Origin of the sequence: Bradyrhizobium retamae (assembly GCF_001440415.1) — a bacterium.
Lineage (GTDB): Bacteria > Pseudomonadota > Alphaproteobacteria > Rhizobiales > Xanthobacteraceae > Bradyrhizobium > Bradyrhizobium retamae.
The window spans coordinates 38,980-63,023 of the sequence record NZ_LLYA01000002.1 but is presented as its reverse complement, the minus strand read 5'-3'; the positions used below and the strand labels follow the sequence as shown (position 1 = coordinate 63,023).

The window sequence follows — 24,044 nt, the reverse complement described above, 5'->3', positions numbered from 1 at the left end:
CTCCTCAAATACTCTGAAAAGCCCTGAGCACATCCAGCAGCCCGCTGCCCTGGAAGCTGCGCTCGCGGCCGAGGTCGGTCGCGGTTTCGCACAATATCTTCTTGATCTTGCGCGGCTGCTTGATGAATTCCGGATATCGCGCCATCAGCATCGCCGCAGCGCCGCTGACATGCGGAGCGGCCATGCTCGTTCCGTCGAGGTCGCCCCAGCCGTCCCGGAACGGACCATGGATACGCTCGCCCGGCGCGACCAGATCGGGCTTCAACCTTCCATCCCCGGTCGGACCGCGGCTCGAGAAAAAGCTGACACCGTAGGTATGCGGCAGCGATCGATGCGTCGATCCGACCGTAATCACGCCGTCCGCATTTCCGGGATCGGTGATGCTGAACGCGGCATAGCTTTCGAACGCACCATCGGTAGTCGTAAAGCTCTGAAATCCGTAGTTTCCGGCGGCCGCGACCACTACCACGCCACTTTCGACCAGATGCTCGCACTCCTCGCAAATCGGCGTTCGGCCGCAGGCGTAATTCCGCACATCGTGCTTGATCGAAAGACTGAGGTTTGCGCCGTGAATTGAAATATAGTCGTGGCGCTCGTTCAGATGCCTGATGTACTGCAAGGCGGCGATAATCGCGAATTCGGTATCTTTCTCGTCGCTGTTTCGTGAAAGGACCCTGAAGTCGTACAGTTGGATATCAGGACACATCCCGTCGATCCTGTCGTCTTCCGCAATGGCCTTGGTTCGCTTTTGAGGTGCCCTGGCGCCAATGATGCCGGCGACGTGCGTGCCGTGATCGCTTACCGAGGGGCGCGTGTCGATTTTGATTTCGATGAACGGTTCGACCAACTCCCAATGAATCGGGCGTTGCGCCCGTACATCCCTAGACAATTGAACGAGGTTCGAGATCAGCTTGGCGCCGGCCTGCTTCAGTTTCTGCCCTTCGGGCATTTTGTGCCCGTCCGGCAGAAGCTGCTTGAGCTTGTCCTCCTGTATTTCCGGATCTTCGTCTTCGTTGAAGATCCTGAGGTTGTCGAGGTTGACGATTTTGCGAAAGTTGCTGAAATCGAAACTGGCAACGACCCTGGATTGCTTCCCGGTCGCATCCTTGAAGCATGGGTGATCGCCCTGAATCCCGGAGTCGATGACGGCCCACGCGATCTCTGCGCAATTGACCGTGAAGAGCAGGCGGGCGGCGTCCGCCTTGACTGAAGGTACGGATCGAGCGACGGCCATATCGGCGCGCCGATTGAGTGAAACCTGATAGACGAGCGAATCTTTCCATTGCTTGCGCCGGTTTGCGTCGTTCTGTTCTTGGCGATCAAGAATTTCGGAGAACAAATCGGTCAGCAGGCGCGCAATTTCGCCTTTTCCCACCTTGATCGCGGCAGCCAGTTGTTTTGCATCAGGAGCAATCGTGGTGGTTTGGGCCGCCCAGAGAATAATGCCGGCGAGCGCGGCGTAGCGATCGAGTGCCGTCAGCATTCCGGGCGATCTCTTGATTGTCTTGGGATCGCTCCAGTGTGCCGCCATTTCCTGAACTGTGTCCAGAACGGCGTTGATGCGTTGACTGCCGCTTGCGGGCTGCAGATAGACCGCCATATCGCTTTGAATGCGCGCGCTGCTCCACCAATTCGTCGTGGGTACGATGACGCGCAGCACCTCGTCGAAGTACAGCCGTGCGGCGATTACACCCTGCAGATAGGCAATTTTTCGGGGCTCGCGACCACTCGCGTCATGCGCTAGTCGATCGTGATCGACTTCGTCATCGATCCAGTTTGCGACGAGGCCTGCTGTATTCGTCTTGTACGTTGTGATGAGCAGCTCCTGCGGTCCAGCCTCGCTCGCATATGCAATCCAGACATCGCCCAAAATCGGCGAGTCCTGCAGTTGACGGCGATCACCGGTCGGTCCAAGCAGGATGTATTCGGCCAAGGTTCTTGGAATGAGCACCGTCATGGCTCAGACCTTTGATGCTGGAAAGGGAAATTCGGCAGGTGTTGGCAACGCAGACTGGAAATGTTTCCGGATCGCGGCATCGCATACTGCATAGCCCCAGTTGATCAATCGCTCCTGCAATTGATCGTCCACAGCTTGCAACCGGGTGGGCGTTTCAGCGAGCCGCATGGTCGGGTCCGCCTGCCATGCACTGCGGTTCAACGGTGCGTCGGCTGCATCACAAAGCGGGCAACATGGCGCGGAATTCCGCGCGCGCATGCCCGATCGCTTGCCGGATGAGACCGCATGGCTGTGTGTACGCGGAAGGAGCATGGACTGCCTGCCCCACTACTAACTGAAATGGTGCGCGGTTGTATCTATAAAGAATAATTCTTTTAATTGAGCGCCATGAAATGTTGGTTGTCAATGTGGTGTCGCACACATTCGTCCGGATTTTTTTGCCGACACATGGAGCCGGCGCGTCCGACGTGTGCTGCAGCTCTGCCGCCGCGGGGGGCGTTCGATTGTCGCTGTGCCTTTCTCATCAGACCTCCGCCGGCAGGGCCGTTCATCGCGTGGCAGTCTCGGGAGCATCCGCCGCGAGGTGCTTGCCCGCGATGTATCCAAACGTCAGCGCGGGGCCCAGCGTGATACCGGCGCCGGGATAGTTGCCGCCCATGATGCTCGCCATGTCGTTGCCGGCGGCGTAGAGGCCGGTGATCGGCTGGCCGTGTTCGTCGAGCGCGCGGGCATGCGCATCGGTCTTGATGCCGGCATAGGTGCCGAGATCGCCGACCACCAGCTTGATCGCATAATACGGTCCGTCCTTGATCGGCGCGACGCAGGGGTTCGGCCCGTGCAGCGCATCGCCCTGGTAGCGGTTATAGGCGCGCGATCCCTTGCCAAACGCGGGATCGCGCCCCTCCGCGGCCGAGGCGTTGAACTCGGCGACCGTCGCCTCGAGCCCCTGTCGATCGATGCCGGTTCTATCAGCCAGTTCAGCCAGCGTTGCGCCGCGCTTGAGGTAGCCGGTGGCGAGATGGTGGCGCAGCGGCATCGGAAACGGCGGCACGCAGCCGAGGCCGTATTTTCGCAGCGCGCGGTGATCGCACAGCAGGAACGCGGTGATCTCCTCGCCGGGCTTTGCAGCCTTCACCATCGCCTGCACGAAGTCATGATACGAATTGCCTTCATTGGCAAAGCGCCTGCCGTCGCGCATCACCGCAATGACGCCCGGTTTCGCGCGGTCGATGAAATGCGGCATCACGCCCTTGGAGCCGTCCTTGCGCTCGGTGATTGAGACCGGCACCCAGGCAGCCGCGTTCGGCAACGTATCCTCGATGCGGCCGCCGGCGGTCTCCGCCAGCCGCAATCCGTCGCCGGTGTTGCCGACAGGACCCGGCGAAAAATGCTCGGCGCCGGTGGGCGCGTGCGCAAACATCGTCTTGCGCCTCGCCGCATCATGCGGAAAGCCGCCGCAGGCGAGCACCACGCCGCGCCTGGCGATGATGCGCACCAGCTTGCCATGACGCTCGACGATCGCGCCGCGCACCGCGCCATCCTCGACGATCAGTTCGTGCACGGGCGAGGACAGCCACAGCGGAATTTTCAGGTCGAACGCTGATTTCGCCAGACGCCCGGCCAGCGCATTGCCGTTGGTCAAGGTCATGCCGCGGCCGTGGCGCATCACGTCCATCAAATGCTTCGACAGGCGTTTTGCGACGTAGACCGCCGAAGTCAGCGATTTGGTCGCCCGCATGAAGTGGATGATCTCCTTGCCGGAGCCCAGCATCATGCCGAACACGGTGAGTTCGGGGAGGGGATTGCCGAGATCCTTGATATGCCCGCCCAGTTCGCGACCGTCGAACGGCCGCGTCACCATCGAGCGACCGCCCTGCGCGCCGCCGGGGGCTTCCGCGTGGTAATCCGGAAAGGTCAAGGGCATGTCGAACTGGACGGCCGTCTTGCTGGTGAAAAAGTCCACCGCCTCGGGACCGGCGGAAAGAAACGCCTCGACGCGCGCGGCATCAAAACTGTTGCCGGCCTCGTGGCGCAGATAGGTCCGCGCCTGCTCCGGGCTTTCCTCGATGCCCCACGCTTTCGCCAGCGAAGTGCCGGGAATCCATAGCCAGCCGCCGGAACGGGCAGTAGTGCCGCCGAAGCGCGGCTCCTTTTCGACGATGAGAACGTTGAGCCCGTGATGCCCCGCGGTGACCGCTGCCGACATCCCGGCACAGCCGGAGCCCACCACCAGCGTGTCGCATTCGTAATTCTCTTGTTCGTTGCCAGCCACGCGATCCGCCTCGTGTTTCCATTCTTTGAACGGACATTTGGATGGGGATGGATTGGCCTGTCAATCGCGCGGCGTTCCTGGTTCGACCCGAAGCGGGTGAAGGTGCGCTCCTATCCGGTCGCGGTCGAAAGCGGCGGGGAATTACAGAAAGGGTCGTATGTGGCCGAGACCTTTCCGATGCATGTCGAGGAAAGCTACGTCATCATCGAGACGTAGATTGCCTACCACGGTTCGCAGGCATAACTCCCACCACGTCGTCCCGGCCTTGAGCCGGGACCTATAGCCACCGCTGCCGGCGATGGACCGAGCTGTGGCCTCATCGCGCCAGAGCTCTGACATCGGTGGTTATGGATTCCGGGTCGCGCTTCGCTTGCCCGGGACGACGGGAGGTGTCAGCCCATCGACCATCGCGCCGACGATGGTCGCAATCTCCTTGCGCAACGCCTCGACCGGCACCGCGATCAGCTTCTGTTCGAGGCCGAGCAGCACCATGCCGTGCACGGCGGAGAACAGACTGCGTGCGGTCACGCCGAGTTCGTCCGGCGTGCGCTTCGGAAAGAGTTCGGCCAGCGGCTGATAGATGTGGCGGAATAGATTCATCTGTTCGCTGATGGCCCAGTCCGGCACCGGCTTGCCCGGCGCCATGCGGTGCTCGAACAGCGCGCGCCACAGCTCGAGATTTTCCGCGGCGAAATCGCAATAGGCGACTGCGATGCGGACCAGCGTCTCGCGAGGCGAGGCGGAGCCATCGGCTTCGGCGGCCGTGAGTGCGGCGTCCAACCGCCCTAGCGTCCGCGATCCGACCCGCAGGATCAGTTCGTCGACGTCTTCGACGAGATTGTAGACCGCGCCGTTGGCGATGCTGATGTCCCGCGCCAGATCGCGTGTTTTCAGGCCCGCCAGACCGCCTGCGGCAATCCGTCGCTCAGCCGCTTCGATGAGGGATTCCCGAAGTTTGGCTCGTCTTTCCAGTGCTTTAGACATCTTTCACCAATCTTGAGCGCCGCTCAAAATAAATCTTGAGCATCGCTCAAAGTGCTGCTACGACAGTTTCGTGAGCAATGCTCATAACACAGGGAGCCACCAATGTTCAAAACTGTTTTGACGCTTTTCCGGGGCAGCGTGGCTGTCGCGGGTGAAGAACTGGAAGACCGCGCGGCGCTGCTCATTCTCGACCAGCAGATGCGCGATGCGGCCGCGGCAGTGGAGCGCTCCAAGCGATCGCTGGCGCTGGCGATTGCAGGCGACCAGCAGGAAGGCCGCCGTCTCGACGCCACCAACGCCCGGATCGCCGATCTTGAAGTTCGCGCCACCGCTGCGCTCGACGGCGGAAGGGAAGATCTCGCGCGCGAAGCGGCGCAGGCAATCGCCAATCTCGAGGCCGACCGTGATGCCGCGATGACCGCGCGAACGCTGTTCGCCTCCGAGATCACTCGCATGAAGCGCCAGGTCGCCAGCGCTGAGGCGCGGATCACCGAACTCGATCGCGGCCGTCGCATCGCCCGCGCGTCGGAGGCGGTTCGTGCGCTGCGCCGGGGCGGTATCGAGGCCGCGCGTCCCTACGAATCCACGCTGCCGGAAGCGGAGAACACCCTGAAGCGTCTGCGCGAACGACAGATCGAGGCCCAGTCCGCTGCGGACGCCTTGGTCGAACTCGATGCCGCCACCGGACCGCAGGCGACCGCCGAGAAACTGGCCGAACAGGGCTTTGGGCCACGGCTGAAATCAACCGCGGATGATGTGCTCGCGCGGCTGAACGCCAAACGCACGCAAGCTGCCTGAACTGAATTTGATCGATTAAGCCATACCAACAGGAGACTATCATGAACCAGAACGTCCAACCCCACAGCGGTGCCTGGGTTACCTTTACCTATGTTTCGTTTGCCGCCTCGGCCTTCATGGTTGCCGTCGGCGTGTTCTTCCTGCCGCTCGATCTCTGGATCAAGGGCTATCTCGCGATGGGCATCGTCATGCTGGTGCAGTCCTGTGTCACCCTGACCAAGACCGTGCGCGACATGCACGAGAGCGGCAAGCTGGTGAACCGCATCGAGGACGCCAAGGCCGAGCGGTTGCTGATGGAAGTTTCCAAGGCTGCTTGAGTTGCAAGACTGCGTAACCTGTGGCGCGGTGCTGGCGAGGGCTGACGGCGGATGTTTCGGCATCTGCCGTTCGCTCGTCCGCCTTCGCCGCCCTCACCAGAAGCAGCAACTCAATACCAGGCAAAGCAAAACTGAAAGGGAATGTCCGTGCCTTCTCCTGAAAACGATGATGGCCGTCGGCTTCCGACTTCGCTGCGAAGAGCGCTCGTGTTCGTGTTGCTGGGTCCCGTCCTCGGAGTGCTCATAGGCTTTTCAGTGGTGGCCATTGCGATCCGGGGATACGCGCCCGACCTTTACGGCGTCCCGATAGCGTTTTTGTTCAGTCTGGTTGTATGTGCGATCACCGGCCCCGTTGACGGAGTTCTGGCTTGGGTTGTGCCTGTTTCCTTGAGGGTGCCTTTGACCGCGATCGTCGGGGCGGCCGTTGCCGTCGGTCTCGTCCTTTTCTTGGCAGCCCAACTGGGAGGCCAGATGACACCGCCGCTGCACACGCTGATTCCGATCGCAGTCATCGGGGCAATCAATACAGGTGCGTGCTCGTTGCTCACGTACTATTGGCGTCGCAGGAAGGCTTGACCTAGCCAGCATCCGCGCCGCCGTTCCCTATCACGAATTATTTGATGCCGCCGTTCAATGCATCGTTTACCCTGCGGCAATTGCAACATGTCGCGCTCATGGCTCCTTAACCGGCCCGGCGCACAAATCCGCCCCCAAGTGGGAAAGCGGCATGGCGTCTGTCTGGAGCGACAATTCGGCGATCCGTCACGCCTTGGGGCAAGTGCGCTCCGCCGCTGCGCGTCTGGGCGGATATGGTCTCTTTTGGCTGAAGGCACTGCGCCAGCCCACCATCGATCTCACCCTGCGCACCCATACCGGGCTGGTCACGCGAATCGTCGAGGCCCCCGGCCTGTCGCTTTCCGAAGCCGAACTCGACGAGTTGGTCTCTCAACTGCGCGTCGTGGCGGCCAAGACCCTGCCGAAGGAGGGCCTCACTTACGGAATATTCTCTGGCGAGCGCGAACGGCTGTCGCGCGCCGTCGTCACGCTGATCTCAGAGGAAGCAACGGGCCGGCCGATTGCCTTCAATGCGCTGTCGGTCATGAAGGTCGAGCTCGACGGCGAGCCGGTGGAGGTCACGCATCTCGGCCTGGTCATGGTCGATCCCGATGAGCGGGGGCAAGGGCTCTCCTGGGTGCTGTACGGCCTGACGGCGCTCGTTCTCTTTGTCCGTGACGGACTGCGTCCGAAATGGATCTCGAACGTCACCCAGGTGCCGTCGGTGGTCGGCATGGTCAGCCAGACCTTTTCGGATGTCTTTCCGGCGCCCCATCCGGACTCACGCCAGAGCTTTGCGCATCTGCAATTGGCACGCGGCATCATGTCCCGTCATCGCGCCGTGTTCGGCGTGGGTGAGGATGCCGGGTTTGACGAGGCGCGTTTTGTCATCACCAATGCCTACACCGGCGGATCGGAAGCGCTGAAGAAAACGTTCGAAGCCGCACCCAAACATCGCGACGAGCAATATAACGCCTGGTGCGCGCGTGAGCTCGATTATGCCAGGGGCGACGACGTCCTTCAGCTCGGCCGCATCGATCTCGCCGGTGCCCGCCGCTACGTCCAGCGCGATGTGCCGGCCGGTTCATTGCCGGCGCTGCTCGCGGCCTCCGCCGTGCTGGCGTTGCAGCGGCTGATACTGCCGGTGGTTTACTGGCTCGACGACACGCGTCCGTTCGGCAGCTTGCGGCCTTGGCGAGGGAACGGCCGATGACACCAGGTGAAATGACATCTGGCATGATCGCCGATTCCATCGTCAATCTCTGCGGCGCGATCGGGCTTGGCGTCGCTATGATCACGCTGCACCGGCGCGATCCCAAGGGCCCGCTGACGCGGCGTCTTCTGGTCGCGCTTGGCATTATCGCGCTGCTGTTCCTGGTGCGGGGCACCGCGTGGTGGAGCGGCAGCGCGGGGCTCAACAACCTGTCGGCAATTCCGGCCGCGCTGATCCCGCTCGGCTCATTGATCGTTACCGAAGGTATCCTGCGGCGTCATGCCCCGCGCCCGGCCAAGATCGCGCTTCTGAGCGGCGGTATCGCGCTCGGTCTCGCCGGCGCTGCCGGGTTGGAAACCCTCGCGATGCCCGCCGCCATCCTGCTCGCGTTGTTTCAGCTTGGCGGCTTCGCCATTTGCGCCTGGTTGCTGGCGACGCGCGACCGCGCCACGCTGATGGTATCAGAGAATCGCATCGTTAGCCGTCTCGCCGTCGGCGCCATCCTGGTCATTCCCTTCATCGTTACCGATTTCAGGGTGCTGTTTCCGGATATCCCGGTCAGGCTCGGGGCATTGGGAGCATTGCTCGTCGTTACCGCGATATTGATCGCAGAACGCGGCGCAGAGACGCAGCATCAGGCGTTGATCATGACGGCATTGCGGCTGTCGAGTTCGGCCCTTCTCGGTATTGCCGCGGCGTTTGTCGCGCCGGATGCCGATGCGGCGCAGGTCATGCGATTCTGTGCGATAGCGATCGCGGGCGTTCTCACCATCGGGTTGATGGTGGACGCGCTGCGCGCCCACTTCGAATCCCAGGTGCCCGGTGTCCTCAACTCCGTCGCGGCCTCGCCAGCCAGAACGCGCGACGCGCTGATCGCGGAACTCGCGCGTCATCCGATCTTCGAGAGCGCCCGGCGTTATCGGGAGAGCGAACTCTCGAGCTTCGATCCGCAACTGCTGCGCCATTTTCTCTCGACCCGGCGTGTACTGCGCCGGCCGGATGCGCCGTGGGGCCTGACATCGTCCGATCCGGCCGTCGAACGCGTGGTATCGCTGCTGGCGGCCAACAGCGCGACGCACCTCATCGTGCTATCGCACGATCCGGTCGACGTCATCACACTGGCAGTTCCCGTAATTTCGGCCGATCCGGCCACGGAAACCGCGCTTGCACTGCTGCGGCGCCTGCTAGCGCTGACGCCGGAGGCGACGTGATATTCAATCCCACGATTTTTCACGCCCGGCTTACGAAACGTGTTGTGACTGTGATAAGACCGCCGCCGTAGCGAGTTCATGACGGGGCAGGCCGATGTCGAAGCAAGCGATGCGTGAAGAGGCAGAGCGGCTGATCCGCGAGACGATGGAAAAGAAGGCCCTCGTCATCAAGCAGGGCAACACCAGGATAGAGGCGGTGTGCGGAAAATGCGGCGCGCCGAACCGCGTCCAGGCCGAAAAGGGCGCGACCCGCGTCAAATACGTCTGCAAGCAATGCGGCGACAAGCAGGTAACGCTGTAAGCATAAATAGCCAAAGCTGTCATTGCCCGCCAACGGGTCGCGCGAATGCGCGCCCGATGACAGGCTGCGGCGGGCAATTCGGTATCCCAGAGACACACCAGCGATAGAATCGAGAGGCCGCAGCGTACTGGATACCCCGCATCGCGGGGTATGACGGCTGCCTATTCCCCCTTCACAAATCTGGCGAACGCCTCCGCGTAATCCGGATGCCAGCGCGACAGTGCGGGGCGGTTCTCCACGATATCGCCGATCGCCCACGACATGCGCCGCTCGTCGAGTTGTCGCGGTACGTCGTTGTCCGGACAGAGGATGTAGAAGTCGCCGGCGTCGATGCGTTCGATCATGAAATCGATCGTTTGCTCCGGCGTCCAGGCGCCGGGCGGCTTCTCGGTGCGGCCGCGCGCGGTCAGGGGAGTGAAGACGTGGCCGGGGATCATCAGATGCGCGCTGATCTTGCAGCCCGGCAGGTTCCGCAGTTCGTGCTGCAGCGCTTCCGTCTGCGCTTTGATGCCGGCCTTCGAGACGTTGTAGGCGGGATTGCCGGGCGGCGTCGTGATGCCTTGCTTGGAGCCGGTGTTGATCACGAGGCCGGGCCGCCCGCGTTCGACCATGTGAGGTACGAAAGCTTGCGTGCCGTGAATGACGCCCCACAGGTTCACCGCGAGAATGCGCTGCCAGTTCTCCAGCGGACCAAAACTGTTGCTGTCGGGGCCAATGCCGGCATTGTTCATCAGGATGTCGGTGCCGCCGAACCGCTTTTGCACCGCGGCTTCCAGGCCCGTAACCTCATCGAAGCGGCTGACGTCGACCGATGCCGTCATGATGTCGGCCGCGCCGCCTTTGGCGACGGCTGCCAGTCTGGCCGCGGCCACGGCGAGGCGCTCGGCGCCGATGTCGGCGATGCACACCTTCATGCCGAAGCCGGCAAAACGCATCGCGGCGGCGAGCCCGATGCCGGAGGCGCCCCCGGTGATCACGGCAACATGATTTGGCGACATCGCGGGATGGGGCATCGTCATTCTCCGGACAGTTGAGGTATGTATTCGCAGGCCGACGCCTTAGACTACCATGTACGAACGGGCATGGGAGGTCTTCGCATCGGCTGCTTTCCGCAATCCTTCGGCCGCATTACGGTTCATGCCACGGTTATTAGATCCGCAAGCATAGCGGCGACCAACCGACTTCAAGGGAGTGTAAACATGGCAGTCACGCAGGCGATTCCGATCACGCGCCATCCTTACGCGGATGGTTCCTACAAGAGAATGCTGATCGACGGCCAGTGGGTCGACGCCGCCTCCGGCAAACAGTTCGAGACCCACAATCCGGCGACCGGCGAATTGCTCGCGACCGTCGCCGAAGGTGACGCGGAGGACATCAACCGCGCCGTGGCGGCGGCCCGCCGCGCCTTCGAGGGACCCTGGAGCAAGATCAAGCCGTATGAGCGGCAAGGGCTGTTGCTGAAGCTCGCCGATCTCGTCGAGAAAAATTTCGAGGAGCTGTCGCAGCTCGATACGATGGACATGGGCGCGCCGATCAGCCGCACCCGTGGCAACAAGCTGCGCGTGCTCGGCATGCTCCGCTATTACGCCGGGCAGGCTACGGCGTTGCACGGCGAGACCATCGAGAACTCGTTGCCCGGCGATATCTTTTCTTACACGTTGAAGGAGCCGGTCGGGGTTGTCGGGGCGATCATCCCCTGGAACGGCCCGCTCGCCGCGACCGTCTGGAAGATCGGTCCCGCGATCGCAACCGGCTGCACCGTCGTGTTGAAGCCCGCCGAGGAAGCGCCGCTGACCTCGCTGCGGCTCGCCGAGCTCTGCATGGAAGCCGGCGTCCCGCCTGGCGTCGTCAACGTCGTGCCCGGCTATGGCGAGACCGCCGGCGCGGCGCTGGCGTCGCATCCCGACGTCGACAAGGTCGCTTTCACCGGCTCGCACGTCACGGGACAGTCGATCATCCGCGCCTCCGCCGGCAACCTCAAGCGCGTGTCGCTCGAACTCGGCGGCAAGTCGCCCGATATCGTGTTCGCCGATGCCGATCTTGACGCGGCGGTGCCGGGCGCCGCAATGGCGGTGTTTGCCAATTCCGGGCAGATCTGCAGCGCGGGTACACGGCTGTTCGTAGAAGAGAACGTCTATGACGAATTCGTCGGCCGCGTCGCCGAATTCGGCAAGAAGCTGCAGGTCGGCAACGGTCTCGATCCGGGCACGCAGATTGGGCCGTTGGTCTCGCAGCAGCAGATGGACCGCGTCGCCGGTTACCTGGACATCGGCCAGAAGGAAGGCGCCAAAGCAGTGGCCGGCGGCGGCCGGCTGACCGAAGGCGCGCTCTCGAAAGGTTTCTTCGTGCAGCCGACCGTATTCGCCAACGTGCAGGACAATATGCGGATCGCGCAGGAGGAAATCTTCGGCCCGGTGATCTCGGCGATCTCCTTCAAGGATACCGATGAACTGGTCAAGCGCGCCAATGCCACCACCTTCGGCTTGGGCAGCGGCGTCTGGACCACCAATGTCAGCAAGGCGCACCAGGTCGCGAAGGCGCTGCGCGCCGGCTCGGTCTGGGTGAACTGCTATCAGGCGATGGACCCGGCCGTGCCGTTCGGCGGCTACAAGATGAGCGGCTACGGCCGCGAGTCCGGCAAGCAGCACGTCGAGGAATATCTCAACGTCAAGGCGGTCTGGATCAAGACGGCCTGAGACGCTTCAGATCGGTGGATGCGATGGCGGCGGCTTCGGCCGCCGTTGTCTTGAACCTTTTACGAACAAGCTGAAGCGGTTACGTATCCGTATCAACCCGGAGTTCTGGAAGAGACATGAATTATCCATCGTTGTTTTCGCCGCTCAAGCTCGGCGCCTATCGGCTCAATCATCGTCTCGCGTTGGCGCCGTTGACGCGGATGCGGGCGGCGAAGCCGAGCCTCGCGCCGCGGCCGCTGAACGCGGAATATTATGCGCAGCGCGCGACGCCGGGCGGATTGCTCATCGCCGAAGCCTCGCCCGTGATGGCGACGGGCTTCGGCAGCCCCGGCGTTCCCGGAATCTATACGGAAGCGCAGATCGAAGGCTGGCGCGAGGTGGTCGATGCCGTTCACGCCAAGGGCGGAATCATTTTCCTGCAGCTCTGGCATGTCGGGCGCGTCTCGCATTCCTCCTTCCAGCCGGGCGGCGTGTTGCCAGTCGCGCCATCGGCGGTGCCGATCGCCGACCTGAAGACGGGCACGGCAGACGGCAAGGCGGTGCCCTACGAGACGCCGCGCGGGCTTGAGACATCGGAAATTCCCGGCGTGATTGACGCCTACCGTCAGGCCGCGAAGAACGCGCTTGCCGCGGGCTTCGACGGCGTCGAGGTGCACGGCGCCAACGGCTACCTGATCGAGCAGTTCCTGCAATCGCACACCAACCTGCGCACCGATCAGTATGGTGGTTCGATTCCGAACCGCGTGCGCTTCCTGATGGAGGTGACCAAGGCCGTGGTCGAGGTATGGGGAGCCGACGGCGTCGGCGTGCGGCTGTCGCCCTATGGTGTTGCCAACGGCAGCGGCGAACCGGACCCGATGCCGCTCTACACATATGCCGTCGAACAACTCAATCCGCTTCGCCTCGCCTACCTGCATTTCATCGAGCCGCGCTCCTCCGGCGCCGGCCGCGCCGAGGTCAACCACCAGAACGTGCCGTCGGCGATGGTGCTGTTCCGTCCGATCTGGAAGGGCGTGCTGATCGCGGCCGGCGGCTTCACCGGCGAGACCGCCGATGCGGCGATCAGGGATGGCCATGCCGACGCGGTCGCTTTCGGCCGCATTTTCATTTCGAATCCGGACCTGCCGCGCAGGCTGCAGCGCGGTTTCCCGCTGACGCCCTATAACCGCGCGACGTTCTACGGCGGCGATGTGACAGGCTACACGGATTATCCGGAGCACAACGAGTTGGAGCAGGCGTGAAGCTCCTGCGTCATTGCGAAATCGTATAGTGTGAGCCCGTCATTCCGGGGCGATGCGAAGCATCGAACCCGGAATCTCGAGATCCCGGGTCTGGTCCTTCGGACCATCCCGGAATGACGGAGTGTCGTCGCTCCGCTCCTCGCAATGACGAAACGTGAGGATTGAGCCAAAAATGTTTCCGGAAGAAGAACCAGAGAAAAAGAAAACCAAGGCCGTATCCCTCGGCAAACCTGCCGCGGGCCAATGCCTGTGCGGCAAGGTCGCCTTCGAGATCGACGTGCCGGCGCGCTGGGCCTGGCACGATCATTCGCCGGACAGTCGCCGCGCCCATGGCGCGGCCTACGCGACCTATGTCGGAAGCTGGCGCAAGCGCTTTCGCATTACCAAGGGCAAGGCCAGTCTTACACGATACGAAGACGAGGCCACCAAGACGGTACGCAGTTTTTGCTCCGATTGCGGCACGCCTGTCGTCTATGAGCGTCCGCGCTCGCCCCATATGGTCAACATCCCCCGTGCGCTGTTCTCCGGCCGCACCGGCCGCCAGCCGCTCTATCACATCGCGATCGAGGAATTGCAGGAGTGGGCCTATACCGGTGAACCGCTGGTGCCGCTGAAGGGATATCCCGGCGTGGTCTGGCAGCGCTCGAAAAAGAAGAAGCGCGCGGATCGTGAGGGGATGTTCTAGAGCGTGGACCCACTACGCGCAGCCAGCCATAGCCGGATGGATGCGAGCTGGACGAAGGCGATAAGGGGCTTGAATCACGGCAAGACAGTCCGGCTCAATGTGGCCCGCCAAGGAGCGGGTCGGACGCTATGCACCCGAAAGCGGACCCATTATGCTCACCCTGAGCTTTGTCGTTCTTGACCCAAAGCGGAGATCGGATCGAATAGCGGATTATGTATCGGTTAGCAGTGGCCCAATTTCAACTTGAGGCTTATGTTTCGCAGCCTCACTACAAATCGGAGGCATAGGGCCTAAGAAGGATTGATTGGGACGCTCCACTGCATCGCAACGCTTTCGGCGAGGCGGAGGCCGAACCATTCTCACGGGATTATGACGGAACGTAGCTCGAAGACCTGCATTTACCGTCGCCGAGGCAATCCGCTTTGGCACCAAACGAGGAAATACCCATGAGGAAAACCGTTCGCGTCGTGGGTACGATATCTTCTCTCGTGCTGGCATATGGCGCCGTCGGCGCGATGGCACAGCCCCAGCCAGACCAACAGGCTCAATCCCATCGCATGGATCAGGAAGAAGTCGGTACGATGGGGCAAGGTGGTATGGGGCAAGGCGGTATGATGTGTGGAGGCATGATGGGTCGCGGCATGATGGGCCGTGGAATGATGGGCGGTGGCATGATGGGCGGCCACATGGGATCTCCTATGATGTTCCGCATGATGTTCGCTCTTATGGACGATGGCGACGGGCAAATCTCGTTGCAGGAGTTTCAGGCGGCCCACGAGAGAATTTTCAAAGCGATAGACAGCAACAAGGACGGCCAAGTGACGCTGGAGGAGATGCAAGCCTTCATGCGCGGGCGGCCCCAGACATCAGCTTCGCGTCAGTAGTGCTGGCTCGGGAGGTGGATGCATTTGTACCTCTGGTCTGAATGGACCATGCGCCTTTTGGCCGTAGGTGAAGTGACGGCACGTTGCATTGAGGTCCGCTCATGGACGTGTAGCGAACTAGGTTTGCTCACGGTGAGTTCTTCGCATTTTGACGCAAAGTAGACGTTGAGCGGCTATCGATCTAACGAACAGCCATCCAGACGCTCATCGCGACCATCATCAGATTTTCGGTAAGCGAAATGAAGCCAAGGGGCACCTTGCTGTCCCCGCCCACGCAGGCGCATTTCAGCTCGCGTTTATCAATATAGACGGCTTTGAAGACCGAGGCCGCGCCAATCGTGCCGATCACAAAGGCGACCGGGATGGCTAACCGTTTCAGCGCACCGCCTGCAACCATCAGCACGCCCGAAATCGCCTCACCAAAGGGGTAGACATAGGCGTATCTTGCATAGCGTTGGGCCAACAGGTCGTAACCCAGAAACATGTTCGAGAACGTCTCGAGGTCACGCAGCTTCAGAATGGCCAGGATGCACATACTAAAGGCGATGAACCATTCGAGGCTCCGCACCGTCGTCACAATTCCAGTCGAAGCCCACGTCGCAGCCAGAGCCATGGCCAAGGCTGTGGCGAAAACCGCGGTCACAGGCTGGTAACTCGTCGCGTTGGGATTGCTGACCGGCTTGTGGAAATGTTGCCGAAGAATCATAACCCCCGATGCGACTGCCTGCGATGAATGTCTGCGGCGTCGTTTCGACGTGTTGGCGCGCCATGTAGGCGTCCGTTTCGGCACGGCTCTTCAGTTGATGATCTTCGACATCGAACCCCTCCCGCTGCAAGAGGTCGAGCGATTTCAGACCGAAGGGACAGACGTGCTCCGGTGTCACCATGCGGTAGAGCGTCGCCCTTTCTTCTCGCGTCTTGTCCAGCATTGTACCGAGCAATTCCGCTGAGACTTGGGGGTTCCTATGCTGCGGCGCAATGCCTGCTCCACGACGAGGAACCAATCGGTACGGAACAGTTATCCTTCGAGTAAGGATGGGAATCGGAACATGTCCTATGCTCGCTTCGCCGCGATGATCGCAGCCTCGACTTTGATTATGTTCGGGTTAATGTATCTCAACACGTACGCGCTGGATCATGTTTGGTACAGCCAGACGCGAACCTGGATGGCGCTTCTCATGGGCGCAGTCATGGCGGCGGTGATGCTTGCCTTCATGTGGCGCATGTACGAGAGCCGGTCCGCCAATGCAGCGATTTTGATAGCGAGTGCGGCCTTGTTTGTTGTTTCGTTATGGTTGGTTCGCAGTCAGGAGACGGTGTCGGACGTCTCTTACATGAAAGCGATGATCCCGCATCATTCGATTGCGGTGCTGACGAGCGAGAGGGCTCACATCCGAGATCCGCGCGTCCGCAAACTGGCGGACGGCATCATTGAAGCTCAGGTAAGAGAGATCAGCGAAATGAAAAAGTTAGTAGCCGATCTTGAAGCCAATCCGACGCCAACTAGCGCCAAAGACTTGCCACCTCGCGCCCCAGACTAATTTCTGCTTTTGGCCCTGACCGACCAACCTGAACTCTTCTTTCCACGTCGGCTGTCAGGCGGTAGACCGGAAATGGCTGACATATGGCCAAAACGACGCGAGCGGCGAGCAGGCTTGGGAAACCGTGCCCCGGCAGGCCGTCGTCAGCATATATTTGGGCACAAGGAGGTGCGATATGGCGACAACAGCTACCCAAGCCGTTCTTGATACGCCGGCGGCGGAGTTCCGGCTTCCGGCGACCGACGGCAAGACTTACGCACTGGACGACGTTGCGGGCGAAAAAGGCACGGTCGTCGTCTTCATCTGCAACCATTGTCCCTATGTTAAAGCGGTGATCGACCGTATGGTTTCGGACGCCCGCGTGCTGATGTCGGAGAGCGTAGGCTTTGCGGCGATTTGCTCGAACGATGCGGCGAGCTATCCCGAAGACTCATTTGAGAATATGAAGCGTTTCGCGAAGGCCCATGATTTCCCGTTTCCATATCTCCACGACGAGACCCAGACAGTCGCTCGGGCGTATGGAGCGGTCTGTACGCCGGACTTCTTCGGTTACAATGCCGACCGCGAGCTCAAGTATCGCGGCCGCCTCGACGAAGGCCGCACAACTCCGCCTCGCGCGGGGGCGCCCCGAGAGCTTGTCGAGGCTATGCGTGCGATTGCGACCACCGGTGTGGCGCCAGCTGACCAAAAGGCGTCTATTGGCTGTTCGATCAAATGGAAGGACGAATAAAGCCGGTCGCGGGTTCCACCGGGGCTTCGAGGCAAACCGAAATTATTCAGTCGCGCATTTCCATCTCGCCGCTGCGCTTGCGCACCAGGCACGGGCGGTGGTGCAGACGGGATCCAAGCTTCACTGTCCGCCGCTTGCGTACGACCATTACATGGAGCGAGAATCCGGCCTTCCTTGCCAGGCGCGAACGCGTCATTGAGGGCATGCGGATGGCAGGGGTGCCTGAGGGCAAGGATACCCGTTCTGCTTATTGCAGCGCATGATTCTGAAAACGGCCCGTAGGTGAAGTGGCGGCACGTTCCGCTCATGGACGTGTAGCGGACTAGGTTTGCTCATGCTGAGTTCTTCGCATCTTGACCCAATGCAGAAGTCATCTACTCGGCCTGACAAACGCCGCCCCCTGCTTCGGTATGACGTAGGCCAGCAATCGCGCCGCGGGTTGAAAGCGCGAATAGAGGGTGTGTTCAGGCCCTGCGTCACTGATGGTCATTCGTCGAACGGTTGCTCCCCTCGATCAACGGTGTCATCGGCGCCTCACTAACATGTGTCCGGCACACAGCATGGACGTGAAAATCACCATTGAAGTACGATCGTAATTTCATATTATGATCGTAATGGCATTGAGCTGAGCCGCTGTTTGGCGGCGGCGGGATGCCGCCAAACAGCTCTTTGGAGGATTTCATGGACGACACGACCGCCACTTCACGCCAGATTGCATCGCGAGACACCACAGATCTCACCTCGCTTGGGCTCGCAGCCGCTGCAGCAGCGGTTCGCAACGGCGACATCACGTCGGAAGCCTACACTACTGCGCTTCTGCAGCGCGCCCGAGCGCTTGCCGAGCTGAACGCCTTCATCACCATCGACGAGGCCGCTGTGCTCGAGGCCGCGAGGGACGCGGACAAGGCGCATGCGGCCGGCTCGGCGGCTCCGCTCCTTGGCGTGCCCCTCGGGGTGAAGGACAGCTATTTGACGAAAGGGCTGCCTACCAGCCTGGGTGTCGAAGGTCTCGCTCGTTTCGTGCCGCGCGAAGATGCCGACGCCGTTCGCGCCATTAAGAGTGCGGGCGCTTTGGTCTTCGGCAAGAACAACCTCGTCGAGATGTCCTACGGCTTGACCGGTCACAACGCACGTTACGGCCAAGTGAAGAATCCGCGCGCACGAGATCGCGTGTCGGGCGGCTCCTCGAGCGGCTCCGCCGCTTCCGTGGCCGCCGGCCTCGTTCCCGCGTCCCTGGGCGGTGACACCGTCGGGTCGATCCGGGTGCCCGCATCGTTCTGTGGCGTCGTGGGATTCAAGCCGACCACCGGGCGTTGGCCGCGCAACGGCGTTGCGCCGATCTCCCATACGCTCGACACGACGGGCGCATTCGCCCGAAGTGTCGCGGACTGCATATTGATCGATCAGGTCGTGACTGGTGAACAGGCTGCGGAGTTCTCCGACGGCGGCTATAACCTGAAGGGAGCCAGACTGGCCTTCGCGCCGCGCCAGTTCCTGGATCTGGTGGACTCGGAAGTCGAGACCCGCTTCCGCGAGGTGGTTCGGCGGCTGCAGGACGCCGGCGCCGAGGTCGTTGAGGTAGACCTTGGCGACGATTTCAATGCCCTCATCCAAACCGCGACATGGGGCATCTTCGCTCATGAGACGATGGGCGCAATTTCGGAATTCCTTCGGCGCCACGACATTCCGACCACATTCGAGGCGATCTACGAGAGCCTCAAGCCCGAGCTTCGCCAGGCGTGGGGGCACATCGTACTGCCAGGCGGTGCAGGCGCTACCTCGGCAGAGGCCTACCAGACGGCGCTCAACGTGAGCCGCCCGGAAATCCAGCGCCGCCTCAACGCGGCGTTCGTCTCTCATGGAGCGCTGGTCATTCTGCAACCGACCACGCCCTGCACGGCGCCGTTGATCGCTGAGCAGGCGACGGTCCATATCGCGGGGCAGGAAGTCAGCTACCTCGCTTTGGCGAACCACACCGTGTCGGCAAGCAGCGTGGGGCTGCCGGGTATCAGCATTCCTGTTGGCTTGTCTCGCGCTGGGCTGCCTATTGGCCTTGAGCTGGACGCCCCCTTGGGGAGCGACCGGGCGCTTCTTGACCTTGCCCGCCGGATCGAGGGCGTCTTGAGCACCCCGTAGACTACGATCTGACGTCTGGCCCCCTTTAGTTGGGAAAGGGGCCAACTCCGTACAACGACAACCGATTAGAGGATCAACAGATGGCCAATGCACGGTACTCAACGCGTGCCATTACGGTCGAGCACGTGACCATCAGCTCAACAAAGCCTTTCGAGGAGGTTCAAGCCAAGCTCGCGAACTTGGCCCCCCGCATCGACGACGGGAGCAGCTTGATCGCGACCTCCAAGCCTTGCTGGAAGCGGCTGCAGCCTAACGGCTGTGGGATGTTAGTGGAGTGGAGAGAAGATGCGTTTCGAGAAAGGTCATAAGGCAGCGACGCGACGGCACATCATCGATGTGGCGTCGAAGTGCGTGCGTCGAGACGGCATCTCCGCCGCCGGGATCGCCGGGATCATGGGCGAAGCCGGCCTGACCAAAGGGGCATTCTCTCCACACTTCGAGTCCAAGGAAGCGCTCGTTCGCGAGGCGCTGGCGAGCGCGCTCGGAGACCAGCAACATCGGCTCGATGAAGATCAGCAGAGGGGCCTGGCCCTCGAGGGGGCGATCCGGAGATACCTCAACCGCGCTCACCTCGAAGACCCGGCGGAAGGGTGCCCTTCGGCGGCGTTGCTCCCGGAAATCGCCCGCCAGCCCCTGTCCACCCGGCAGGACTACGAGAAAGCGCTGCGAAGCTACGTTTCGTCTCTGGCCGCACTACTTCCGGATGCCGATTCTGCAGCGAGCCGCCGCCGCGCGACCGCCATCTTCGGCCTCATGGTGGGCACCCTCCAGTTCGCGCGGGCCGTCCCCGACACTGTCCAGGCGGAGCAGATCCTGGAAGGCGGCGTTGAAGCCGCGTTGCACTTGGCGCGAGTTTGATCTTGCTAGATTAGGAAGGGCGGAGAGGTGCGGAAAGATTTTCCACGCCACCGGAACGAGCCGTGACACTCCGGACTGACCGCTAACCGCGGGCCATGTCTCCTTCTGGCCCTTCTGCGACATCGGGCTATGTCCGCTATTCCGCCGCTGTTGAGCGTTGAGCGGACATCAGTCAGTTGCTTAATGAGTACACGGCCTCGAGCGGGATGAGGCCGTGAAGACGGACCATCTCGTGCTTCGGAGGGAAGCGGCCTGAGTGCTGCGAGCCGGGTCCCATTCTACTTTGCATGGGGTTGTTTTCGCGTTTTTTGTGTCCGGGTCCCGCGCTGCACGGTGTCCGGGACACGGAAAAAATTCTGTGCAGAGCAGCCATGACCGCGATCCATTGCTTACGCGCGCCAAGTTTGGTCATCTGCTTCCGCCCCGCACATCAACGAAGCGGCGGGCGGGAGGAACAATGAAGAACAAGATCACCGGCCGTTCGGCATTCCTGGCGCTGCTAAAGGACGAGGGCGTTACGCATCTGTTCGGCAATCCCGGCACCACCGAACTGCCGATCATGCACGCGCTGAAGGACCATCCCGACCTCACCTATGTGATGGCGATGCAGGAAAGCCTGGTCGTCGCCATGGCCGACGGCTTCAGCCGCGCCTCCGGCAAGCTCGTCGCCTGCAACGTCCATGTCGCGCCCGGCCTCGGCAACGCGATGGGCTCGCTCTACAACGCCAGCTTCACCGGCACGCCGCTGATCCTGACCGCCGGCCAGCAGGAGCAGGGCCACGGCCTGACGGAGCCGGTGCTTTATGGTCCGCTGGTGCAGATGGCTGCGCCCTTGGTCAAATGGGCGGTGGAGGTGACGCGGCTGGAGGACCTGCCGCGGATCGTGCGACGTGCCGCCAAGATCGCGACCACGCCACCGACGGGGCCGGTGTTCATCTCGCTGCCGGGCGACATCCTCAATTCCGAAGCCGGCATCGAGCTCGGCCGCTCGACCCGCGTCGATACCCGCGTCAAACCGTCGGAGGCATCGTTACAGGCGCTCACCGCGCGGATTCTCAAGGCAGAGCGGCCGGTGATCATTGTTGGCGACGAGATCGTGAAAAGCGATGCGTTGCAGGAGGCCGCTCAACTCGCGGAAACGCTGGGTTGCCCAGCCTACCAGTCGCCGACGCCCTATGGCGCCCATTTCCTGTCGGAAAGCCCGTGCTTCATGGGTGCGCTGGCCCGCATTCAGAAGATCGCCCGCGACGCGCTGTCGCCGTACGATCTCATCATCGCGCTCGGCGGCGATCCCTTGCGGATGTCGGTCTACAGCGAAGTCGATCCGTTGCCGGACGGGCTGTCGATCGTGCAGATCGGCCTGGTCGATCAAGACCTCGCCAGGAATTACGGCGCCGATATCGCGCTCAAGGCCGATGTGCGGGAAACCTTGCGCGCCCTGGTCCCGGCACTAAAGGCCGCCGGCGGCAGCACGCTCCAGGCGCGCGCGAGCCAAGGATTGGACGCACTCGCCTCGAAGAACTGGACGGCGCGGCGCAAGCCGCTGATCGAGCAGATTTCGAAGCACGCCAAGACCTCGCCGATCGATCCGGACTGGCTGGCGCTGCAGGTGGTCGAGGCGATGCCCGACAACGCGATCCTGGTCGACGAGGGATTAACGTCGTCGCGGCAGATGATCTCGCTGCGTCCGCACCGCGACCGCTACGGCTATCACGCGCTGGCCTCCGGTGGCATCGGCTGGGGACTGCCGGCGTCTGTCGGTGTCAGCCTCGCCAACCCGCAGCGGCCAGTGGTCTGTTATTCCGGCGACGGCAGCTCGATGTACTCGATCCAGTCGCTGTGGACGGCCGCAAACCACAAGCTGCCGCTGACGTTCGTGATCGTCAACAATGGCGGCTACCGCATCATCAAGCAGCGGCTGCTCGCCTTCCACGGCGACGATCATTACGTCGGCATGGATTTTATGGATCCCCCGGTGGATTTTGCCGGCGTGGCGAAATCGCTCGGTCTGGAGGCGACGAAGGTGACCGATCCCGGTCAGCTAAAGTCGGTATTGTCGTCGGCCTTCAGCCGCCCCGGCGCGAAGCTGATCGAGGTGGTCGTCAGCAATTCGGTGAATTGAGCCGTGGTCGAAATCGTAGCGAAATCGTAGGGTGGGCAAAGCGCAGCGTGCCCACCATTCAGAGGTGCGGTGCGGATAGGTGGTGGGCACGGCGCAAGTGCGCCTTTGCCCACCCTACGAATTACTCCGCCGCCTGCACATGCGGGCGAAATCTCGCCGCCGGATGCTGCTCCGTCAGCCCGGCGCGGCCTGTGCCGAACAGCTTCTCGCGCAGCGTCCCTTTCGCATACGTCTCCTTGTACCGTCCTCGCCTTGTCAGTTCAGGCACCAGCATGTCGGCGATATCCTCGAAATCGCCCGGCGAGGTGGCGAACGCGACATTGAGGCCGTCGACGTCGGTCTGCTCGAACCAGGCCTCGATATCGTCGGCAATCTTCTCGGGCGTGCCGACCACGACCGGCCCCGCGCCGCCGATGCCGACATGCTCGACCACTTCGCGCACGGTCCAGACCCGGTCGGGATCGGCGCGCGTGACGTTGTCGAGCGCAGTGCGGCCGGCGTCGTTCTGGACGTGGCGCACTTCCTGGTCGAGGTCGTAGCTCGAGAAATCGACGCCCATCCAGCCCGACATCAAGGCCAGCGCGCCCTCCGTCGCGATGTGCGCCCGATAGTCGGCGTATTTCGCTTTCGCCTCTGCCTCGGTGCGGCCGAGAATGATCGTCATCATGGAAAACATCAGGATTTCAGCCGGATTGCGGCCGATCTCCTGCGCCAGCGCGCGGATCGCGGCAACCCGCGGCCCGATGATCTTGGCCGACGGGCCTGACATGAATACGCATTCGGCATGCTGGGCGGCGAACTTTCGACCGCGCGGCGAGGTGCCGGCCTGGTACAGCACCGGCGTCCGCTGTGGCGACGGCTCGCTAAGATGGATGGCGTTGAGCCGGTAGTTACGGCCCTCGTGCTGAATGCGATGCACCTTGGAAGGATCGGCAAAAATCCCGCGCGCGCGGTCGCGCAGCACAGCGTCGTCTTCCCAGCTTCCTTCCCAGAGCTTGTACGCCAGCTCCATATATTCGTCAGCGATGTCGTAGCGGTCGTCATGCGCGGTCTGCTTGTCCTTGCCGGCGCCGCGGGCGGCGCTGTCGAGATAGCCGGTCACCACGTTCCAGCCGATGCGTCCCTCCGTGAGATGATCGAGCGTCGACATTCTCCGCGCAAACGGGTAGGGCGGCTCGAAGGAGAGATTGCTGGTGACGCCGAAGCCGAGATTCTGCGTCACCGCTGCCATCGCCGGGATCAGCATCAGCGGCTCGTTGGCCGGCGTCTGCGCGGCATTGCGCAGCGCCGCGTCCGGGCTGTTGCCGAAGACGTCGTAGACGCCGAGCACGTCGGCGAGAAACAGCCCGTCGAACCTGCCGCGCTCCAGCGTCCTCGCCAGATCGAGCCAGTAGGGCAGGCGGTTGTAGTCCAGCGTGCGGTCGCGCGGATGGGTCCAGAGCCCCGGCGATTGATGCGCCACGCAGTTCATGGCGAAGGCGTTGAGCCGGATTTGTTTTGTCATGACGCGAACCTCGCCGCGCACAGTTCCCTTGCGCATTTG

22 protein-coding genes and 1 pseudogene are annotated in these 24,044 nt (G+C 62.2%); 16 read left to right on the top strand and 7 right to left on the bottom strand.

Features of this window, described 5'->3' with window-relative positions:
• Positions 1 to 4: 4 nt before the first annotated feature.
• From CQ13_RS02710 to CQ13_RS02705, 3 genes are all read right to left on the bottom strand, one after another.
• Complete coding sequence (locus CQ13_RS02710) at positions 5 to 1,957, bottom strand: S8 family peptidase (RefSeq protein WP_057841496.1); 1,953 nt, start codon at positions 1,955 to 1,957, stop codon at positions 5 to 7.
• 3 nt (positions 1,958 to 1,960) lie between these two features.
• Positions 1,961 to 2,125, bottom strand: a complete 165-nt coding sequence (locus CQ13_RS40380) for a hypothetical protein (protein WP_197427222.1) — start codon at positions 2,123 to 2,125, stop codon at positions 1,961 to 1,963.
• 379 nt (positions 2,126 to 2,504) lie between these two features.
• Positions 2,505 to 4,229 carry an FAD-dependent oxidoreductase gene (locus tag CQ13_RS02705; protein ID WP_057841495.1) on the bottom strand — a complete coding sequence of 575 codons (1,725 nt, stop codon included), beginning with the start codon at positions 4,227 to 4,229 and terminating at the stop codon, positions 2,505 to 2,507.
• A gap of 12 nt (positions 4,230 to 4,241) precedes the next feature.
• Between CQ13_RS02705 and CQ13_RS02700 the strand changes: the two genes are divergently transcribed.
• On the top strand, positions 4,242 to 4,445 hold the full coding sequence (locus tag CQ13_RS02700; protein WP_245308988.1) for a hypothetical protein: 204 nt from the start codon (positions 4,242 to 4,244) through the stop codon (positions 4,443 to 4,445).
• Between the two features lie 129 nt (positions 4,446 to 4,574).
• On the opposite strand, the gene CQ13_RS02695 is transcribed toward CQ13_RS02700, so the two are convergent.
• Complete coding sequence (locus CQ13_RS02695; protein WP_057841494.1) at positions 4,575 to 5,213, bottom strand: TetR/AcrR family transcriptional regulator; 639 nt, start codon at positions 5,211 to 5,213, stop codon at positions 4,575 to 4,577.
• A 102-nt stretch (positions 5,214 to 5,315) separates the two neighbouring features.
• On the opposite strand from CQ13_RS02695, the gene CQ13_RS02690 reads away from it, so the two are divergent.
• From CQ13_RS02690 to CQ13_RS02665, 6 genes are all read left to right on the top strand, one after another.
• Positions 5,316 to 6,011 (top strand): PspA/IM30 family protein, encoded by a 696-nt coding sequence (locus tag CQ13_RS02690; protein ID WP_057841493.1) that lies wholly within the window; start codon positions 5,316 to 5,318, stop codon positions 6,009 to 6,011.
• Positions 6,012 to 6,052: 41 nt separating this feature from the next.
• Positions 6,053 to 6,328 (top strand): YiaA/YiaB family inner membrane protein, encoded by a 276-nt coding sequence (locus CQ13_RS02685; protein ID WP_057841492.1) that lies wholly within the window; start codon positions 6,053 to 6,055, stop codon positions 6,326 to 6,328.
• Positions 6,329 to 6,535: 207 nt separating this feature from the next.
• The gene (locus CQ13_RS02680) at positions 6,536 to 6,904 is read left to right on the top strand and encodes a hypothetical protein (protein ID WP_057841491.1); all 369 of its coding nucleotides are present in this window, start codon (positions 6,536 to 6,538) and stop codon (positions 6,902 to 6,904) included.
• A 151-nt stretch (positions 6,905 to 7,055) separates the two neighbouring features.
• Complete coding sequence (locus CQ13_RS02675; RefSeq protein ID WP_057841490.1) at positions 7,056 to 8,096, top strand: hypothetical protein; 1,041 nt, start codon at positions 7,056 to 7,058, stop codon at positions 8,094 to 8,096.
• 11 nt (positions 8,097 to 8,107) lie between these two features.
• The gene (locus CQ13_RS02670; protein WP_057841489.1) at positions 8,108 to 9,307 is read left to right on the top strand and encodes a hypothetical protein; all 1,200 of its coding nucleotides are present in this window, start codon (positions 8,108 to 8,110) and stop codon (positions 9,305 to 9,307) included.
• A gap of 94 nt (positions 9,308 to 9,401) precedes the next feature.
• A complete protein-coding gene (locus tag CQ13_RS02665; RefSeq protein WP_028350436.1) occupies positions 9,402 to 9,608 on the top strand; it encodes a hypothetical protein in 207 nt (68 codons plus the stop codon).
• Positions 9,609 to 9,769: 161 nt separating this feature from the next.
• Here the strand turns inward: CQ13_RS02665 and CQ13_RS02660 are convergent, their stop codons facing one another.
• Complete coding sequence (locus CQ13_RS02660; RefSeq protein WP_057841488.1) at positions 9,770 to 10,621, bottom strand: SDR family NAD(P)-dependent oxidoreductase; 852 nt, start codon at positions 10,619 to 10,621, stop codon at positions 9,770 to 9,772.
• A gap of 186 nt (positions 10,622 to 10,807) precedes the next feature.
• On the opposite strand from CQ13_RS02660, the gene CQ13_RS02655 reads away from it, so the two are divergent.
• The 4 genes from CQ13_RS02655 (at position 10,808) to CQ13_RS02640 (ending at position 15,114) form a co-directional block, all read left to right on the top strand.
• The gene (locus CQ13_RS02655) at positions 10,808 to 12,304 is read left to right on the top strand and encodes an aldehyde dehydrogenase family protein (RefSeq protein WP_057841487.1); all 1,497 of its coding nucleotides are present in this window, start codon (positions 10,808 to 10,810) and stop codon (positions 12,302 to 12,304) included.
• A 116-nt stretch (positions 12,305 to 12,420) separates the two neighbouring features.
• Entirely contained in the window at positions 12,421 to 13,545 is a 1,125-nt protein-coding gene (locus CQ13_RS02650; protein ID WP_057841486.1) for an alkene reductase, read from the top strand.
• Positions 13,546 to 13,717: 172 nt separating this feature from the next.
• On the top strand, positions 13,718 to 14,230 hold the full coding sequence (locus tag CQ13_RS02645; RefSeq protein WP_057841485.1) for a GFA family protein: 513 nt from the start codon (positions 13,718 to 13,720) through the stop codon (positions 14,228 to 14,230).
• Between the two features lie 446 nt (positions 14,231 to 14,676).
• A complete protein-coding gene (locus CQ13_RS02640; protein ID WP_057841484.1) occupies positions 14,677 to 15,114 on the top strand; it encodes an EF-hand domain-containing protein in 438 nt (145 codons plus the stop codon).
• Positions 15,115 to 15,295: 181 nt separating this feature from the next.
• Here the strand turns inward: CQ13_RS02640 and CQ13_RS02635 are convergent.
• Positions 15,296 to 16,043: pseudogene (locus CQ13_RS02635) on the bottom strand (MauE/DoxX family redox-associated membrane protein).
• A 120-nt stretch (positions 16,044 to 16,163) separates the two neighbouring features.
• Between CQ13_RS02635 and CQ13_RS02630 the strand changes: the two are divergent.
• The 5 genes from CQ13_RS02630 to CQ13_RS02610 all read left to right on the top strand — a co-directional run bounded on the left by CQ13_RS02630 (position 16,164) and on the right by CQ13_RS02610 (position 22,501).
• Positions 16,164 to 16,655 carry a DUF305 domain-containing protein gene (locus CQ13_RS02630; protein ID WP_057841483.1) on the top strand — a complete coding sequence of 164 codons (492 nt, stop codon included), beginning with the start codon at positions 16,164 to 16,166 and terminating at the stop codon, positions 16,653 to 16,655.
• A 175-nt stretch (positions 16,656 to 16,830) separates the two neighbouring features.
• Positions 16,831 to 17,385: a thioredoxin family protein gene (locus tag CQ13_RS02625; RefSeq protein ID WP_057841482.1), complete on the top strand. Its 555-nt coding sequence runs from the start codon at positions 16,831 to 16,833 to the stop codon at positions 17,383 to 17,385.
• Positions 17,386 to 18,066: 681 nt separating this feature from the next.
• On the top strand, positions 18,067 to 19,521 hold the full coding sequence (locus CQ13_RS02620) for an amidase family protein (protein ID WP_057841481.1): 1,455 nt from the start codon (positions 18,067 to 18,069) through the stop codon (positions 19,519 to 19,521).
• A 285-nt stretch (positions 19,522 to 19,806) separates the two neighbouring features.
• Positions 19,807 to 20,379 carry a TetR/AcrR family transcriptional regulator gene (locus tag CQ13_RS02615; RefSeq protein WP_057841480.1) on the top strand — a complete coding sequence of 191 codons (573 nt, stop codon included), beginning with the start codon at positions 19,807 to 19,809 and terminating at the stop codon, positions 20,377 to 20,379.
• Positions 20,380 to 20,836: 457 nt separating this feature from the next.
• Positions 20,837 to 22,501: a thiamine pyrophosphate-binding protein gene (locus tag CQ13_RS02610; protein ID WP_057841479.1), complete on the top strand. Its 1,665-nt coding sequence runs from the start codon at positions 20,837 to 20,839 to the stop codon at positions 22,499 to 22,501.
• A 121-nt stretch (positions 22,502 to 22,622) separates the two neighbouring features.
• On the opposite strand, the gene CQ13_RS02605 is transcribed toward CQ13_RS02610, so the two are convergent.
• Positions 22,623 to 24,005: an LLM class flavin-dependent oxidoreductase gene (locus tag CQ13_RS02605; protein WP_057841599.1), complete on the bottom strand. Its 1,383-nt coding sequence runs from the start codon at positions 24,003 to 24,005 to the stop codon at positions 22,623 to 22,625.
• Positions 24,006 to 24,044 lie beyond the last annotated feature (39 nt).